The organism is Nocardia sp. NPDC047648 (assembly GCF_040642815.1).
Classification (GTDB): domain Bacteria; phylum Actinomycetota; class Actinomycetes; order Mycobacteriales; family Mycobacteriaceae; genus Nocardia; species Nocardia gamkensis.
Window position 1 is genome coordinate 217,394 of the sequence record NZ_JBEYSX010000010.1, and the last position, 16,919, is coordinate 234,312.

The window sequence follows — 16,919 nt, forward strand, 5'->3', positions numbered from 1 at the left end:
TTGCTTCAGATCATGGCGACCGGCTGCAACCGGCCCGCGAGGTAGCGGGCCCTGCACTCGCCGCGACGGAGCTTGCCGCTGCTGGTCTTGGGAATCCGTCCAGGCTCCACGAGCAGCACCGCACCGGGCATGACCTCGTGGATGGACGCGACCGCTGTGCGGATGCGCCGGGCCAGGGCGAACAGTTCGATGGTCTCGCAGCCGCCGAGCGTGACGAGTTCGGCGACCACGACCAAGTCTTCGCGAAGCCCGTCGTCGTGCCCGAACGCCGTCACGTGGCCCGGCCGGACCTCCGCGGCACATGCCTGCACCGTCGCCTCGATATCGGCGGGATAGTGATTTCGCCCGTCGACCACGATGACGTCTTTGCGGCGGCCCGCGATGTAGAGCTGCCCCTCGTGCTGGAATCCGAGGTCGCCGGTGCGCAGCCAGCGGGCGGCGCTCCCCGGCACGGTGGCGCCGAAGGTCTCCTCGGTGGCATCCGGCCTGCCGAAATACCCGTCGCACACATTGTCTCCGGCTACCCAGATCTCGCCGACGCGCCCGGCCTGCAGCACGGTCCCGGCCACCGGATCGACGATTCGCAGCTCCTGCCCGACGGGTGCGCCGCACCCGACCAGCGGCACGCCGTCCCGGTATCCCGGGGCTGCCTCGGGCAGCGCGACCACGCGTCCTTCGGCCAGCGCGGCACGGTCGAAGTGCTGCCACACCGGGTCCTCGTGCTGGTCGCAGACCGTGACCGTGAGGGTGGCTTCGGCCAACCCGAAGCCAGGGGTGTGCGCGTGATGGCGGAAGCCGTATGGACCGAAGGTCTCGGTGAATTCGGTGAGTGCGTCGGCGCGGACCGGCTCCGATCCGTTGAGCACGAGGTCGAGCCCGGACAGATCCAGTCCGGCCCGCTCGGCGGGGGTAGTGCCCGAGACCGCGAGCTTCAGGCCGAAATTAGGGCACCCCGTGGTACCGGCGCGGTAGTCGGAGATCGCGCGCAGCCAGCGGACTGGGCGCTTCACGAAGTCCGCGGGCGCAAGCGTGATGCCGTGCACGCCCAGGAACAGCGGCAGCGAAAGGCCGAGAATCAACCCCATGTCGTGGAAGAACGGCAGCCAGGACACGACGGGCCGATCGTCCGCGACCGACACGGCGTGCCCCAGCTGCGTCAACGCTGTGGCGAGGTTCTCGTGGGTGACCCGGACGCCGGCGGGAGACTTGGTCGAGCCGGAGGTGTACTGCAAGTAGGCGAGCTCGTCGCCCACCGGGTCGATGACGGGCGCGGCCGCGAAGTCCACCGCCGGCGAATCCGTGATCGAAGCGGCTGGACGCGTGGCCGGCGTACCGGAAGGTGCCCGCGATGATTCCACCTGCCGAGCGACCGCATCCGCCGTCGCGAGCACTGGATGAGTGCTCGGCAGAAACCGATCGGCCGAACCCCACTCCGCTACCGAGAGGGTCGCGGGCAAGGTGAGTATCCGGCCCAGCGCGGGACCGAGGATCGGCGCGGTGATCTCGTCCTGCGCCGAGAGCAAACTGAGCGTTGGCCGGGCGTCGGCCAGGACAGCGTGCAGACGGTCACGGTTGCGCGCGCCCGTGGCCGGGAACAGGGGCACCGCGACTCGATTGCTGTACAGGCAGGCGAGGAACGCCGCCGCGTAGTCGATGCCGTGTGCGCAGAGAAGGGCCACTCGGTCGCCGGGCGCGCTCTCCTGCCGTAGTCGTGCGGCCAGCGCGCCCGCCGCGGTGTGCAGACGTGCGTAGGTCAGCGTGACGGGCACCCGTTCCTGAACGCGGAAGCGCAGTTCGGTGAAGGCGGGCTCGTCCGGCCGGGTGGCTGCCCACACGGCGATCGACGTCGCGAGGCCATTGCCTGCCGGGTGCGCGTGGCTGCTCACGAGGCGTCTCCGGTAACCGTGGCGACCCGCTCGAGCAGGGCCGCTCCGAGGGCGGTGATGGTGGGATGCTTGAACAACTCCGCGGTGGCGATCCGGACGCGCAGCCGCGATTCCAGATTCCGTCGCATCTCGATCGCGAGCAGCGAACTGAGCCCCAGCTCGTTGAAGTCGGCTGCGGGGTCGATGTGCTCGGCGGGCAGATCGAGCGTGCTTGCGAGGACCCTGCGGATGATCGTGGTGAGCGGTTCGGTCGGCTCCGGCGGCGCGGGCGTGGGCTCGGTCGCGGTGTGCCGGGTGGAAGCGGTGCTCGAATCCGGCGCCGGCGCCAGCAGATTCGCCAAGCGCACCGCGACCGGGGACGTGTCGGTCGTCGGGGTGTACTCCATGGCGAGCAGGTACGGGCCGTCGTAGCGCAGGGCCTGGGACAGTACGGAGCTTCCGCGCCGCAGGTCGAACGCCCCGATGCCCGCGCGCCGCAGATGGGCCGCCCCGCCGGCGGCGGCGAGGCCGGAATCCCACAGCCCCCAGCCGACGCTCAGAATCCGCCTGCCCGGATCACGCTGTGCCAGGGCGTCCATCGCCGCGTTGGCAGCGGCGTAGGCGGCCTGTCCCGGCGCTCCGAGCGCACCGGTGGCCGAGGAGAACAACAGGACGAAATCCGTGGCGTCGGGCGCGGTGAGCTCGATCAGATTGCCCGCCGCGGTGGATTTGGGCAGGAACGTCCTGGCCACCTGGCCGGTGGTGATCGCGTCGAATCCGGCGTCCTCCAGCACGCCCGCCGCGTGCACGACGCCGCGAATCGCGGAGTCGGAAGCCCGGATATCGCTGAGCGCGTTGGCCAAGTCGTCCCGGTCGGCGGCGTCGCAGCGCACCAGGACGATGCGGTCCTCCAAGCCGTCGAGCAGCGCGGGCACCGGGCGGGGCGCGCGGGTCAGCACCACCACGTCGCGCGCGCCTGCGTCGAGCAACCAGCGCACGGCGACCGAACCGAGTGTGCCGAGCCCGCCGGTGACGACGTAGGTTCCGTTCGCGTCGATGCCGGCGACCGGCAGGGCGCGCGCTCGCGCGGGCGCGAAGCGCCGCACCGCGACCTCGCCCGCCGACAGGCGCAGCTCGCCGGGAATCGCGCTGTCGGTAGCCGTCGCCAGACGGGTGAGCGGCGGCAAGTTCCTGAGGTCGGGATCGGTCCAGATCAGTCGTACCGTCCGGCCCGTCTCGAGCTGGAGCGAGCGCACCAGCCCGGCGATCGCGGCGGGGACGATCGAGATCGGCGCGCCGGGCTCGTCGGGCCGCGAGAGCGAGCGCGCCGCCTCCAGCATCGGCAGTACGACCGTCACGGACGCGGTGGCGGCGTGGGCGCAGACCAATTGCAACAGTTCGAGGACGCGACTCGTCGCCGCGGCGGCGTTCTGGTCGTCGCTACCGCCGGAGTCCGCGGGCCAGACGGCCACCACGGCGTGGCCGCCGCCGCGCCCGGTGAGGACCGCGGCGACGAGCGGGCTCGCGTCGTCCGGTTCGCGTGCGATCCGCTCGGTCGGCAGCTCGGCGTCCAGCGCGCGGGCGAGCCGCACCGCGAGATCCGAAGCACCCACCACCACCGCGCGCCGCACGAGGCTTTCTGCCGCGTCGCCGATCCCGAGCGAGCCGGGATCGCGAGCTTGCCAAACCTCGTGACGGAAGGGCGCGGCCTGTGTTTCGTCGGCACGTACCGTGCGAAGTGCGCCGAGTTCCTCCTCCGCGCCGGGTTCGGCGTAACGGATGTGCACGCCCGAGAAGGCGAGACAGGGCACGCCGTGCTGGTCGGTCGCGATGACGTCCCCGACCAGTCCGGTGTCGCCGCGCTCCCGCACCAGCGCGTGCACCTCGAGCACGTGCCGATTCGGCTCGTGCGACAGCCAGGCCGAGTCGATGCCGATCGGCAGCGGAATCGATGCGGTGGGCAACTCGTCGAACACCGCCGCGGCGAGCACGTGCAGGCAGCCGTCCAGCGTTGCGGTGCGATGCAATTCAGCGGCGTCGAACAGGCCGAGCGCGCGTCCGGTACCCGCCGCGATACCGCGCAGCGTGCGAAACCGGGGACCGTACTCCAGCCGCCTGCGGCGCAATTCCTGGTAGAAAGCGCCGGTGGTGATGACGCGCATGTGGTGCCGGGCGGCCCGGTTTGCATCGACCACCCGCATCCATGCGACGATATCCGCGGGTGTGGGGTCACCGGCGGGCCGGGCCGAAGCCAGCGTCCCGGTGCCCGTGACCTCCGCCCGCACGCTTTCCTCCGCTCCCGGCCCGCGGTAGACGACGTCGGCCAGCACGGCCGGATCGGTTCGCTCGTGCACGGCGAAGTCGGCCAGGGCGGCCGTCCCGGCGGTGTCCCGGGCGAGTCGCAGTAGTCTGCGCAGCCAGAAGACGGCGGGGACGATGCCCTCGCCCTGCACCACGTGATGAGCGAGATCCTCGGCGGCGAAAGCGGATTCGGGGACGTGCGCGCTCGCCGGCCCGGCCACCAGCAGCGGGAACTTCCGCTTGCGCCACTGCCGCGGTGCGAGCGGGCCGAATGGACCGAGCGCGGACCAATCGACCGGCCGCCCCTCCAGGTACAGCCGTGCCAAGCCGGTGAGGAAGCCGCTCGCCTCGTCATCGCGCAGCGCCACGGCATGCGCACCGTCGCGGAAGTCCGGATATTCCCGCACCGCCGGGAGCAGCAATGGATGCGGGCCGATCTCGACCACGGTCGAGATGCCGTCGCCCGCCGCGCGTTCCAAGGCGGCCGCCAATTCCACCGTGCCCGTAGCGTTCTCGGACCAGTAGTCGCGGTCCATCGCCGCCGTGGTGAGTTTCGTGCCGCGCCGCGCCGTCGAGTACACGGGTACGCGCGGCGTCCGGGCGGTGATCTCGGTCAACGCCGCGACGAAAGGCGCGAGCACGGTAACGACTTGCGGGCTGTGCGCGGCGAAGTCGACCGCGAGCTTGCGCGCGAACAAGTTGCGGCGCGTGGCCCGCCGCACCAGGGTGTCGACATAGCGCGGCGTGCCGGACACGACAACCGATCTCGGGCCGTTGACCGCGGCGATGGCCACCTCCGCTCGCATCGGTTCCACGAGTTTGGCCGCTTCGTCCGGGTGCGCCTCCAGGACCGCCATCGCGCCGTGCCCGTCCAGATGCGCCAGGGTCGCGCTGCGCAGCACCACAACGCGCGCCGCGTCCGCGACCGACAGCGCACCGCTCACCGCCGCCGCCGCGATCTCACCCAGGCTGTGCCCCGCCACCGCGTCGGGCCGAACTCCCCACGCCGCCAGCAGCTTCACCAGCGCCATCTGGAACACGAATAACGCGGGCTGCACGAGATCCGTGGCTTGCGTCTCGCCCGAGGGGGCGAAACCGTGGCGCGGTGTCCACACTCGCGGCCCGCCCGCCGCCACGATCGCGTCGGTCGTCTCGGCGAGCGCGGCGGCGAAGACCGGATACCGCGCCGCCAGCACGCGGCCCATCTTCGGATGCTGGCCGCCTTGTCCGGAGAACAGGAACAACAGCCCGCCGCGGCGGCGGTTCGCCACGGGGCCGAGCACCGCGTCTGCGTCACCGCCTCCGAAAGCGCGCAGCCGGTGCACCGCGTCGGCGTGATCGTGCGCGAGGACCGCTGCCCGGGCCCGCTCGGGAAGCGATCGCGCCGCGGCCGAGGCGAACTCGTGCAGCGGCGGACGCGCCTCGTCCAGTTCGACGGCGAGCCGCTGTGCGCGTTCACGCAATTCCTCGTCGTCGCGTGCGGTGAGCGTCAGCAGAATCGGGAAGTGCTCGGCACGATCGGACGGGGCCTGGTCGACGCCGCGGAGCACGATGTGCGCGATCGTGCCGCCGAATCCGAACGAGCTGACGCCCGCCACGCGCTCCGGAGCGGCCGCCCGGCTCCAGTCCACCGGCTCGGTCGGCACCCGCAGGCCGCGCTCGGCCAAGTGCAGCAATGGGTGTTCGGTGTGGACGTTGATCGTCGGGGCGATCATCCCGTGGTGGATGGACAGCGCGGTCTTCACCATCCCGGTGACGCCGGCGGCGGCCTCCAGATGCCCGATGTTCGACTTCACCGAGCCGATCCAGATCGGATCGCCGGCGCTGTCGCCGAGCGCGGCGGCGAGCGCGCCGACTTCCACCGCGTCGCCCAACGGGGTACCGGTGCCGTGACATTCGATATAGCCCGCGCGGCTCGGCGCGCTCCCGGCCCGCGACCAGGCGGTGCGCAACGTCTCCTGCTGCGCGCGGCCGTTCGGCGCGTACAGGCCGTTCGAACGCCCGTCCGACCCCACGGCGCTTCCGACGATCTCCGCGTAGATCCGGTTGCCCTCGCGCACCGCGTCCGAACTGCGTTGCAGCACCACCACGGCGCAGCCGTCGCCGCGGGTGTAGCCGTCGGCGGTGACGTCGAACGGCGCCGACCGCCCGCCGGGCGACAGGAATCCGCCCTCGGCGAGGTAGTTCGAGGTGTGCTCCAGCAAGACGAGATTGACGCCGCCCACGATGGCGAACGGGACCGTGCCGTCGGCGAGCAGCCGGACGGCGAGGTCCACCGCGGCGAGCGAGGACGAGCAGGCGCTGTCGAGCACCAGGCTGGGCCCGTGCAGATCGAGCACGTACGAAAGCCGGTTGGCGATGATGCTGAGCGCGGACCCGGTCACCGCGTACGGCGCGTCGTGGCCCGCGCGGCCGAGTACGGCGATGCCGTGGTCGTACCCCGAAGCGCCGAAGACGACGGCTGCCCCGGAACCTCGCACGCGATAGCCGATTCCGGCGTCGTCGAGCGCCTCGACCGCGACCTCCAGCGCGAGCCGCTGCTGCGGGTCCATGAGCGCGGCCTCGCGGTCGGAGATGGCGAACCAGTCGTTGTCGAAGGACTCGACGTCATCGAGGTACCCGCCGTGGCGGGAGCCCAGGCGCCCTGCGGGCGGTGCGGACGTGGCGTCCCGGCCCTCGATCAGCAGCTGCCAGAACTCGGCGGCGCTCGCCGCTCCGGGCAGTCGGCAGCCGATGCCGATGACGGAGACCGGTGGATGCGAGCAGGCGGGGTCGGTGGGCGCGCCGCTCATCGCATCGCGAGATACTCGACAAGCTGTTCGATGTCCGGATGGTCGTAGATCGCGGTCAGCGGAACCTCGACTCCCATGGCGTCTTCGAGATGGGCGGTCAGCCTCGCGAGTTGACTGGAACCGAGGCCGAGATCGGTGAAGGGCGAACTGGTCGACACCGCGGCGGCGTCGACGCCTAGTAGATCCGCGACAGCCAGGACGGCGGCGCACGTGAGCGCGGTGCGCCGGCTATAGCCGAGCGAACCCTCGTTCTCCTGTGCGCCACTGTGCCCGTCCGGAAGACTGGGCCGCATCGCGTCCTCCCTCCCCGTCTCCCCGGCTGCTGTTACCCACTCGAGATCGGTACCCCCGCGATTATGCCGGAGAAATCGTCCTGGGCAAGGTCGCATATCCGCTGCCAGCCCGGCTCTTTCGCGAACCGGCGGTGATCGCATACCGTGGCATCGTGACCGAACCGGACAGCGGTGCCGCCACCCGCGCCGAGCGCACACCGACTCTGCCCGTCCTGCTGCGCTGCTGCGCCGCGCTGGCGGCAACGCCGGGCCGGTTGTTGCGGCCGCGCCGCCCCGACACCACCCTGCTGGCGAACCTCGAGGTGCTGCCGCCGCCCCCCGCGCGCGCCACGGTCGCGCTGACCGTGCTGACCCAGGCCACCATGTCCGCGCCGACCACCATCGTGGCCGAGGGCGTGCGCAGCCTACGGGAGATGCGGCTGTCCATGGCGGCGTTCCTGGTCGAGCATCCGAAGGCGCGTTTCCTTGTCGATCCGGCCCTGTGCGCGGGCGTGCACGAACGCGTGCTGCCCGAACTCCCCTTCCCGGTGCCGCTGCTCGTCGCGCCGGACAAGCCGGTGCTCGGTCTGGCCGACGCGCTCGCCGCGCACGACGTGGCGGGCGAGGACATCGATTTCGTGGTGCCGACCCACCTGCACTGGGACCATGTCTCGGGTCTGCTCGAGTTGCCCGCATCGGTCGAGATCCGGTTGCCGGGAGCCGAGTACGACTGGGCGATGGGCGGCCCGCACGCGCCCGCCGGTGTGGCGCGCGGCCCGCTGCGTGGACGCGGCTTCGACCGCTTCGACCTCGACGGCCCGCCGGTGCTGACCTTCCCGCGCAGCAAGGACCTGTTCGGCGACGGTTCGGTGCTGTTGGTCGATCTCGCGGGCCACACGCCGGGCAGCATCGGTGTGCTGCTGGCGGTGGACGACGGGAGCCGGGTGCTGCTCGCGGGCGACGCCGTCTGGAGCAAGTTGCAGGTCGATCTGCTGCGGGAGAAGGCGCCGATGCCCGGCAAGCTGTTCGACGCCGACCGGGACGCCGCCTTCGCCACCATCCACCGCCTGCACGCGCTGCCCGACGGCATCGAACTCGTCGCGAGCCACGACTACGCGGCGGTCACCGCCCGCGCGGCCAGGTAACCCCGGTCAGCCGACCACCACGGTTTCGGCGAGGCGCGCCGTGATCAGCTGCTCGGCCTCGGTGACCATCCGGCCGATCAGTTCGGCGCAGGTCGGGATGTCGTGGATCAAGCCCTGGCACAGGCCGACCGACCAGATGCCCGCGTCCAGATCGCCCTCTTCGAACACCCGGCGGCCGCGCGCTCCCGCGACCAGATCCCGCACGTCGTCGAAGGCGCCGCCGGACTTCTCGATCTCGACGACCTTGCGGCTGATCTCGTTGTCCGCGACCCGCGCCGTGTTGCGCATGGTGCGGAAGATGAGCTGAGTGTCGCGCTCGGAGTTCGCGACGATCTTCTCCTTGACCTTCTGATCGATCGAGGACTCCTGCGTGCACAGGAAGCGGGTGCCCATGTTGACGCCGTCCGCGCCGAGGGCGAGCGCGGCGACCAGGCCGCGGGCGTCGGCGATCCCGCCGGAGGCGATCATCGGGATGGTCAGTTCGCGGGCGGCGGCGGGGATGAGCACCAGGCCGGGAACGTCGTCCTCGCCGGGATGGCCCGCGCACTCGAAGCCGTCGATGCTCACCCCGTCCACACCGATCCGCTCGGCCTTCAGCGCGTGCCGCACGCTGGTGCACTTGTGCAGCACCTTGATGCCCGCGTCCTTGTAGTAGGGCAGGAACGGCTCCGGGTTGCTGCCCGCGGTTTCGACGATCTTGATGCCGCTGTCGATGATCGCCTGCACGTATTCCGCGTACGGCGGCGGGTTGATCGACGGCAGGATGGTGACGTTCACGCCGAACGGCTTGTCGGTCAGCTCCTTGGTGCGCGCGATCTCGCGGCGCAGGTCATCGGGGGTCGGCTGGGTCAGGGCCGTGATGAAGCCGAGCCCGCCCGCGTTGGCGACCGCCGCGACGAGTTCGGCCCGCCCCACCCACATCATGCCGCCCTGCACGATCGGGTGCTCCACTCCGAACTTCTCGGTGAACCTGGTCCGCAGCATTGCGCTTCTCCTATACCTCGCGCGGGCGTGCCGGTTCGCCCGTTGGGGTCGATGGTGACACGAGGATCGCCTCGCATTCAACTCATAAGTGAGCCGAGGTTCGCATATTCGATGATCTTTCCCGGCATTGTTCGCGCGGTTCCGCGACTTGCGATGAGATCTTATGGCCTGCTAGAAGACGCGCCGCCGGGCCCGACCATCGTGCCGGGGTGATTAACCCAGATTCATATCGCTATCCCTTGCCGGTCGTTTAAGTTAGTTGCTATTCTGCACGCGATTCAGCCCGTCGCCGCCGTCGGACAACCCGGCGGGCCGATGACGGTCCGAGAGGAGTTCGTGGCAATGACCACCGGGGCAGCAGCGCTCGACGAACCGATCAGGTCGCGGCGCAACCACTGGAACAACCAGCTCGCCGTGCACGCGCAGATGCGCCCGGACGCGGTCGCGCTGCGATTCCGTGGCGTGGACACCACCTGGCGGCAGTTGCACGAGCGGTCGCTGAAGTTCGCCGACGGATTGGCCCGCCGGGGCGTCGGCTTCGGCGACCGGGTGCTGATCCTGGCGCTGAATTACCCGGAGTACCTCGAAGCCGTGTTCGGCATCAACGCGCTGGGCGCGATCGCGGTGCCGGTCAACTTCCGCCTGACGCCGCCGGAGGTCGCCTACATCGTCAGCGACAGCGGAGCCAAGGCGGTCGTCACCGACACCGTGTTGCAGCCGCTGGCCACCGCCGTGCAGGCGCAGGCGCCCGCCCTGGAGACCTGCGTGGTGATCGGCGGCACGTCCGGCGACGGCGTGATCGGCTTCGACGACCTGCTCGCCGAGCCGGGTGAGCCGCACACCCCGCTGGACATCCCCGAAGACACCCCCAGCCTCATCATGTACACCTCGGGCACCACCGGCAGCCCGAAAGGCGCGGTGCTGACCCACGCGAACATGAACGCCCAGGCGCTGACCTGCATCCGGGCGCTGGCGATGCAGCCGGAGTCGATCGGACTGTGCACCTCGCCGCTGTTCCACATCGCGGGCCTCGGCAGTCTCGCCCCGGCGTTCCTGCTCGGTGCGAAGACGGTGCTGCATCCGCTCGGCGCCTTCGACGCCGGTGAGTTCCTGGACGCGCTGGAGCAGGAGCAGGCCACCTCCGCCTTCTGCGTGCCCGCCCAGTGGCAGCTGGTCTGCGACCACCCGACGGTGAAGGATCGCAAGCTCGCGCTGGAGGCGCTCAGCTGGGGCGCGGCGCCCGCCTCGGACACCGTGCTGCGCGCGATGGCGGAGTGCTTCCCGAACGCGTTCAACGTCGCGGTGTTCGGGCAGACGGAGATGTCGCCGATCACCTGCGTGCTGGAGGGCAAGGACGCGATCCGCAAGCTCGGCTCGGTCGGCAAGCCCATCCCGACCATTCAGGCGCGCATCGTCGACGACGAGATGAACGACGTCGCACCCGGTGAGGTCGGCGAGATCGTCTACCGCGGCCCGACGCTCATGCAGGGTTACTGGAACAAGCCGGAGGCCACCGCCGAGGCGTTCGCGGGCGGCTGGTTCCACTCCGGCGACCTGGTCCGCCAGGACGAAGAGGGCTTCATCTACGTGGTCGACCGCAAGAAGGACATGATCATCTCCGGCGGAGAGAACATCTACTGCGCCGAGGTGGAGAACGTCCTGTTCGCGCACCCGAAGATCCGCGAGGCGGCGGTGGTCGGCCGCACGCACGAGAAGTGGGGCGAGGTGCCGGTCGCGGTGGTCGCGCTGCACAACCCGGACGACGAGTTGACCCTGGCCGAGCTGGAGCCGTTCCTCAACGAGAACCTGGCGCGCTACAAGCACCCCAAGGACCTGGTGCTACTGGCCGAGCTGCCGCGCAACGCGAGCGGCAAGGTAGTGAAAGTCCAGCTGCGCAAGGATTATTCGTCCTGAGCGCGCGGTGCGTTCGTTTCACGTGAATCGGACGATTTACCCGGGTGCGGATGCGTAAGGTCGTCGTATGGCGACCCGACGCATCCGCGCCGCCGTGCTGGCGCTGCACTGGCAAGTGAATGTCATTCGGCCGGAAGGCTTTTTCGGCCCGATGCTGGCCGCGCCCGTGGCAGCCACGGGCGTGGTTGCGCGGGCGGTGGATTTCCACACCGCGGCGCTGGCCGCGCGAATTCCGGTGATCTTCACCCGGTTCACCATCCCGGTCGGGGAAGGCGAGCTGGTGCGCAACACCGGATTCATGCGCTCGGTCGGCGCGGCGCAGACCGAGTTCCGGCCGGATTCTCCCGGCGCGGCGATCATTCCGGAGATGGCGGCGCAGCCGACGGAAGTCTTCGACAACCAGAAGCTGTCCGGTCTCGCGGGCAACAAACTGCCGGAGTGGCTGGCGGATCAGGGTATCGAGACGCTCTTCGTCACGGGCGTAGCGACCAATCTCACCGTCGAGCAGACCGCGCGGCACGGCACCGATCTGGGGTTCACCGTGCACCCGGTGGCCGACTGTGTGGCCGCCGCCTCCCCCGAAGCGCACGAAGCCGCGCTGGCCAACCTCGAACTCGTCACCGCGGGCAGCGTGCGGGCCGCCGACGCGGTGGAGCGCATGAACGCGCGCTGATCCGCGGTCCGGGAATCCACGCGGCGACGGCCCGTCAAACCCCGTCGCTCAAGCCCGGGCCGACCAAGCGCACCAAGCGGCGGTACGCCTCTTCGGCCGAGAGCGGTGGGTGCCCCTCGGCGATGGCGCCGAGCAGGCCGACGACGCCCCAGGACAGGAACGTCACGGTGGTCGCGAACTCGTCCTCCGGCATCGCCAGCCGGTCGCGCAGCCGCTCGGCGAGGATCTGCGCGACCATCACCCGGGTGGTGCGCAGCAGCACGGTGCCGCTCTTGCGACCGAGCAGAGCCCGGTAGATCTCCGGATTACCCGCGGCCAATTCGAACAGGGTACGAACCGGCGCCAGCAGGTCGGGCGCTTCGGTGTCCGTCTCGGCCGCCGCCAGGGCCGCGCGCAGGTAATCGGTGCTGCTGCGCAACAGCAGATCGTCTTTGTCCCGGTAGTGCGCGTAGAACGTCGACCGCCCGACGTCCGCGCGGGCCAGGATGTCGCGGACGGTGATCCGGTCGTAAGCGCGCTCGACCATGAGCTCGATCAGCGCCCGATGCAGCAGGGCCCTGGTGCGCCGGACGCGGCGATCGGCGCTGTCCTGTTCTTCCGGCACGATGCCTCCCGCACAAATGTTTCGTATGCGTCCGGTTCCGGACGGATCCCGGGGCATTGTCCCTGGTCGGCGGCGCATTCTGGGCCGATCCTGAACTCATGTCCGGAAACGAACCCCAGTCTGCCATTACTTCGCACGCCGAGGTCGGAGTCCTGCTCACCCAACCGCGCCGCTACCGGGCGTTCAAGGCCGCTTTCCTGCTCGACCGGGGAGATCGCCTGAACGGCCGGCTCGCCGAATTGGCCCGCCCGGCGCCCGGCGCGCACGTCGTCGATATCGGTTGTGGCCCGGGCGACCTCGCCTTGGTGCTGGCGCGCCGCACCGGCCAGGTCACCGGCGTAGACCCGTCGCCGCAGATGATCGACTACGCCAACGCGCGCTCCCGCGACGTGGCGAACTGCCGATTCGAACTCGGTACGGCGCAGGCGCTTCCCTTGCCCGACGCGTCCGCGGATCTGGTGACATCGACCTTCGCGATGCACCACATCCCCGCCCTTCGCCGAAGCGACGCCGTCGCGCAGATGTTCCGAGTGCTGCGACCCGGGGGCCGGCTCTTACTCGCCGACACCTACCCGACCGACCCGTTGCGCTCCGCCGCCGTGCGCGTCATGGCGCGGTTCGCGGCCCACCGCACCCACGACACCGGCCACGACCACGGTGATCCCATGGCCGGAGTGGATATCCGCCGATACCGGGACATGTTGGGCGCGAATGGATTCGAGGACGTCGAGTTCGTCACGGTGCGCCCCGCGACCGGCGTCCTGCTGGCCACCAAGCCGTAGCGAGTCCGTCCGTCGGGCGAAGGTAGGCCTAGATCAAGTCCTGCTTCGCCAGCCACCGCATGGTGGCCCAGCCGCAGAACACCGGAAGCCAGCAGGTGATCACGCGGTAGAGCAGCACCGAGGGCACCGCGATGTCGGCGGGCAGGCCGAACGCGGCCAGACCACCGATCAGCGCGGCCTCGACCGCGCCGACACCACCAGGGGTCGGCGCGGCCGAGGCCAGCGTGCCGCCGATCATGGTGACGATGGTGACGGTGATGAACGTGGTGCCGCCGCCGAACGCCTCGACGCTGGCCCAGAGCGCGCCGGCGAGGCCGAGGGTGATCGCCGCGCAACCGAGGACGATCACCACCGAGCGCCTCGGGTCGCGGGCGAGCACGGCCAGCTCGCCGAGCACTTCCTGTAGTTGCGGGCGCACCGCGTTGTTCAGCCACCGGCGCAACTTGGGCACGAACATGAACGTGCCGACGATGCCGACGCCGACACCGGCGAGCAGGTAGAGCACCGTCGCGTCCGGGACGAAGTGCGAGAGATCCGTCGAGGTACCCGCCAAGATGCTGAACGCGAGCAGCAGGCTGACGTGCGTTATCACCTGCACCGCCTGTTGCAGGGCCACCGCGGCGGTGGCGCGCACCGCGCCGACGCCACCCTTTTGCAGGAAGCGGACGCTGAGCGCGAGCCCACCGACCCGCGCGGGTGTGGTCGTCGCGGCGAAAGTGTTGGCGATCTGCATGATCACCAGATTGCGGAAACTCACCGCGCCGGACGCGCAAGCCCACAGCGCCGCCGCCGCGCCGATATAGGTCAACGCCGAGACCGCGAGCCCCAGCAGCGCCCACCACCAGTTCGCCGTCCGCAGCTGGGTGAAGAAGGTGGGCACGGCGCTGATGAACGGGTAGGCGACGTACACCAGCGCGATCAGCAGAACCAGCTGGATGAGCTGGTTACGGGAGAACCGGGTGATCTGCTCGGCTTCGATCCGATTCTGCCCGGTTTGTTTGCGCACCTCGTCGCGGGCGGCGGATAGCGCGGCCTTCCAGTCCGGCACCGCCTTGCGGATCCCGGTCGGTACGGCGGATTTGGTCAACCGGCTGGCCGCGGCGAGCACCCGCGCTTCGCCGAGGGTGTCGATCGCCGCGCACACCGCGGGCTCCTTGCCGAAAATCGCGGTGGTGGTCACCAGCAACTGGGCGATGTCGGATTGCAGTTGCGCGTCCGACGCTCCGTACTCGGCGTTGCCGAAGCCGCCGAACAACGTGACGCCGTCGTCCACGCGTATGTCGATCGGCCGCAGGTCGCCGTGCGAGATTCGCTTCTGATGCAAGGTGTCGAGGGCTCGCCACACCCCGGGCAGCGCGTCGGCGGACCGATCGGTGATCGGCACGCCCCGCGGCCGGGTGTGCGCGTACAACATCCAGCCGCGGGAGAGCGCGGCGACCGCGACGGGCGTACTGCTGCCCAATCCCAGGTCGCCCACGGCGATCGTCATGAGGGCGCGATGCTCGACCACGCGATGCATGGAACCGTGGATGGCCGCGGTCTCACTGGAGCGGAATGTCAACCAGCGCCACAACTGCCGCAGCGCACCGAAGCTGCGCTGGTTCTTGCCGAACATCTCGATGGTCAGTTCGCGTTCCGGTCCTTCGACGGCGGCGGCGAGCATCAACGGCCCCCGGCCCGCCGGATGCACCACGGTGAATCCGGTGACCGTATGACCGCGTCCGGCGAGCACCCGGACGGCCGCGTCGAGGGGGACCTCCAGCGCAGGCGTGCCGACCACGAGCACGATCACCGCACCGACCAGCCAGCCGACCGCCAGCCCGAACATCGCCCGCGCGGGCACCACGGTGCTGACCACGAGATGGATCGGCGCGAACGCCAGCAGCAGGAACCACAGCCAGCGCCGCGGCCGGATGGGCAGCCACGGGCTGGCGACGGTGAGCATCGCGGCGATCATCGCGATCCAGCGCGGATCGTCCAGGAACTGGGACAAGAAGGTGTCCAACCGGTCCGGCACCTGTAGATGCCATTTCGGCGCGGACAGCCCGGTGCCGGTGATGGACAGCAGCAGTCCGGCGACCGCACCGGCCGCCGCGTAACCGGCGAGCAGCTTCCACTGCCTGCCGATGATCAGTTCGATCAGGATCGCGAACGGCAGCGCGAGAATCGCCATGCCGTAGACCAGATACACCAGGTTCGACTGGTCCGGATTGAGGAAACCGACGATGTTGGAGACCGAGCGTTCCAGCGCCAGCCATTCCGGGCGGGTGATCAGCGACGCCGCGATCACGACCGCCACCCACAGCGCCGCGAGAACGACGCGAATGATGTCGCTCGTCCGCCGGATCAGCGGCTGTAGCAGGTTGCCCGTGACCGGGATCTCCCGCCCGTCCACTCGCATGCTGTTCCGCCTCTCCGGGTCTTCAGGCCGTACTGTTCAGGTGGCGCAGGATTGCGTGCAGGTCCTGCGTGGGATGCCACTCCTGTTCTGTGCGTGCCCGGCGAGTTACCCATGTGCGTACGAAATCAGTTGCCGCGTTCGCTGCACGATACCGGCCGATGCGCGGCGTGAACTCGGCAGAACCCAGCCGCTGTCGGGATCGGGATGAGGCGCTGTGCCGGACATCACTCGAGATCGAGGTTGATCCTCACACTAGTGTCAAGTTCGAGCATGAGGGCATGGACAACGAACTCTTCGGCTACAGCCCGATCGTCGACCGCCCGCCGCTGCGCTGGCCCGGCAATGCCCGAGTGGCGTTCTATCTCGGGCTCAATGTCGAGCACTACCAGGTGGACCGCCCCTCCACGAGCATCTTCCCCGGCACCGCCGGGCTCGCGCCCGACCCGCTGAACTACGGGTGGCGCGACTACGGGCCGCGCGTCGGCATCTGGCGGGTGATCGAGGTGCTCGACCGGCACGGCATCCGGGCCAGCGCGTTGCTCAACTCGGATGTGGCCGAACACTATCCCCAGATCGTGGCGGCGGGGGTGCGGCGGAACTGGGCGTGGCTCGCGCACGGGAAGAACAACTCGATCTTCCAGGCCGACCTTCCGCCGGACGAGGAGCGCGCCTACCTCGCCGACGTGGTCACGACCATCGAACGAGCGACCGGCCGCAGGCCGCGTGGCTGGATGGGACCGGCGCTCACCGAGTCGTTCCTGACCCCGTCGCTGCTGGCCGAACTCGGCCTCGGCTATGTGCTCGACTGGACCAACGACGACCAGCCCTACCCCCTGTCGGTGCCCGGCCTGCTCAGCGTCCCCTACTCGGTGGAGCTCAACGACAACACGCTGTTCCTGGGCAAGGCCACCAGCGGACCGGACTTCGTGCGGATCGTGCGCGATCAGCTCGACCAGCTCTACGCGGAGTCGGCGGGCAGCGGGCGCGTCATGGCGCTGGCCCTGCACCCGTTCGTGATCGGGCAGGCGTTCCGGATCAAGTACCTGGATCAAGCGCTCGACTACGTGGCCGATCACCCGGGGGTGTGGCTGACCACCAGCGACGAGATCGCAGAGCACTACGCGGGCGCGTCGATGCTTGCCGAATACGCGCGAGCCGAAGACGATCGGGTCACCTAAACGATGCT

The 16,919-nt window shown here is 69.9% G+C and carries 11 protein-coding genes; 5 read left to right on the forward strand and 6 right to left on the reverse strand.

The features are described 5' to 3' along the window. Positions 1 to 5: 5 nt before the first annotated feature. The 3 genes from ABZ803_RS22030 to ABZ803_RS22040 are packed head-to-tail and all read right to left on the reverse strand — an operon-like array spanning position 6 to position 7,251. Positions 6 to 1,886 carry a fatty acyl-AMP ligase gene (locus tag ABZ803_RS22030; RefSeq protein ID WP_357041167.1) on the reverse strand — a complete coding sequence of 627 codons (1,881 nt, stop codon included), beginning with the start codon at positions 1,884 to 1,886 and terminating at the stop codon, positions 6 to 8. Next, positions 1,883 to 6,958, reverse strand: coding sequence for an SDR family NAD(P)-dependent oxidoreductase (locus tag ABZ803_RS22035; protein WP_357041170.1), 5,076 nt, complete (start codon positions 6,956 to 6,958; stop codon positions 1,883 to 1,885). The genes ABZ803_RS22030 and ABZ803_RS22035 overlap by 4 nt, the downstream gene beginning before the upstream one ends. Further along, the gene (locus tag ABZ803_RS22040; RefSeq protein WP_051175699.1) at positions 6,955 to 7,251 is read right to left on the reverse strand and encodes an acyl carrier protein; all 297 of its coding nucleotides are present in this window, start codon (positions 7,249 to 7,251) and stop codon (positions 6,955 to 6,957) included. Before ABZ803_RS22040 ends, ABZ803_RS22035 begins: the two co-directional genes overlap by 4 nt. Positions 7,252 to 7,403: 152 nt before the next feature. Between ABZ803_RS22040 and ABZ803_RS22045 the strand changes: the two genes are divergently transcribed. After that, positions 7,404 to 8,375: an MBL fold metallo-hydrolase gene (locus tag ABZ803_RS22045; protein ID WP_357041173.1), complete on the forward strand. Its 972-nt coding sequence runs from the start codon at positions 7,404 to 7,406 to the stop codon at positions 8,373 to 8,375. 6 nt (positions 8,376 to 8,381) lie between these two features. Here ABZ803_RS22045 and ABZ803_RS22050 read toward each other — a convergent pair whose 3' ends face one another. Continuing rightward, positions 8,382 to 9,359: a nitronate monooxygenase family protein gene (locus ABZ803_RS22050; protein WP_357041176.1), complete on the reverse strand. Its 978-nt coding sequence runs from the start codon at positions 9,357 to 9,359 to the stop codon at positions 8,382 to 8,384. A gap of 342 nt (positions 9,360 to 9,701) precedes the next feature. Here ABZ803_RS22050 and fadD5 point away from each other — a divergent pair, with 342 nt between their 5' ends. Beyond that, the gene (gene fadD5, locus ABZ803_RS22055) at positions 9,702 to 11,273 is read left to right on the forward strand and encodes a fatty-acid--CoA ligase FadD5 (protein ID WP_357041179.1); all 1,572 of its coding nucleotides are present in this window, start codon (positions 9,702 to 9,704) and stop codon (positions 11,271 to 11,273) included. 67 nt (positions 11,274 to 11,340) lie between these two features. After that, positions 11,341 to 11,946 carry a cysteine hydrolase gene (locus ABZ803_RS22060; RefSeq protein WP_357041182.1) on the forward strand — a complete coding sequence of 202 codons (606 nt, stop codon included), beginning with the start codon at positions 11,341 to 11,343 and terminating at the stop codon, positions 11,944 to 11,946. Between the two features lie 34 nt (positions 11,947 to 11,980). Here the strand turns inward: ABZ803_RS22060 and ABZ803_RS22065 are convergent, their stop codons facing one another. Next, positions 11,981 to 12,550: a TetR/AcrR family transcriptional regulator gene (locus tag ABZ803_RS22065; protein ID WP_357041185.1), complete on the reverse strand. Its 570-nt coding sequence runs from the start codon at positions 12,548 to 12,550 to the stop codon at positions 11,981 to 11,983. Positions 12,551 to 12,648: 98 nt separating this feature from the next. Between ABZ803_RS22065 and ABZ803_RS22070 the strand changes: the two genes are divergently transcribed. After that, entirely contained in the window at positions 12,649 to 13,332 is a 684-nt protein-coding gene (locus ABZ803_RS22070) for a methyltransferase domain-containing protein (protein WP_357041188.1), read from the forward strand. 28 nt (positions 13,333 to 13,360) lie between these two features. On the opposite strand, the gene ABZ803_RS22075 is transcribed toward ABZ803_RS22070, so the two are convergent. Further along, a complete protein-coding gene (locus ABZ803_RS22075) occupies positions 13,361 to 15,733 on the reverse strand; it encodes a lysylphosphatidylglycerol synthase transmembrane domain-containing protein (RefSeq protein WP_357041191.1) in 2,373 nt (790 codons plus the stop codon). 278 nt (positions 15,734 to 16,011) lie between these two features. Between ABZ803_RS22075 and ABZ803_RS22080 the strand changes: the two genes are divergently transcribed. Continuing rightward, positions 16,012 to 16,911 carry a polysaccharide deacetylase family protein gene (locus tag ABZ803_RS22080; RefSeq protein WP_357041194.1) on the forward strand — a complete coding sequence of 300 codons (900 nt, stop codon included), beginning with the start codon at positions 16,012 to 16,014 and terminating at the stop codon, positions 16,909 to 16,911. Positions 16,912 to 16,919 lie beyond the last annotated feature (8 nt).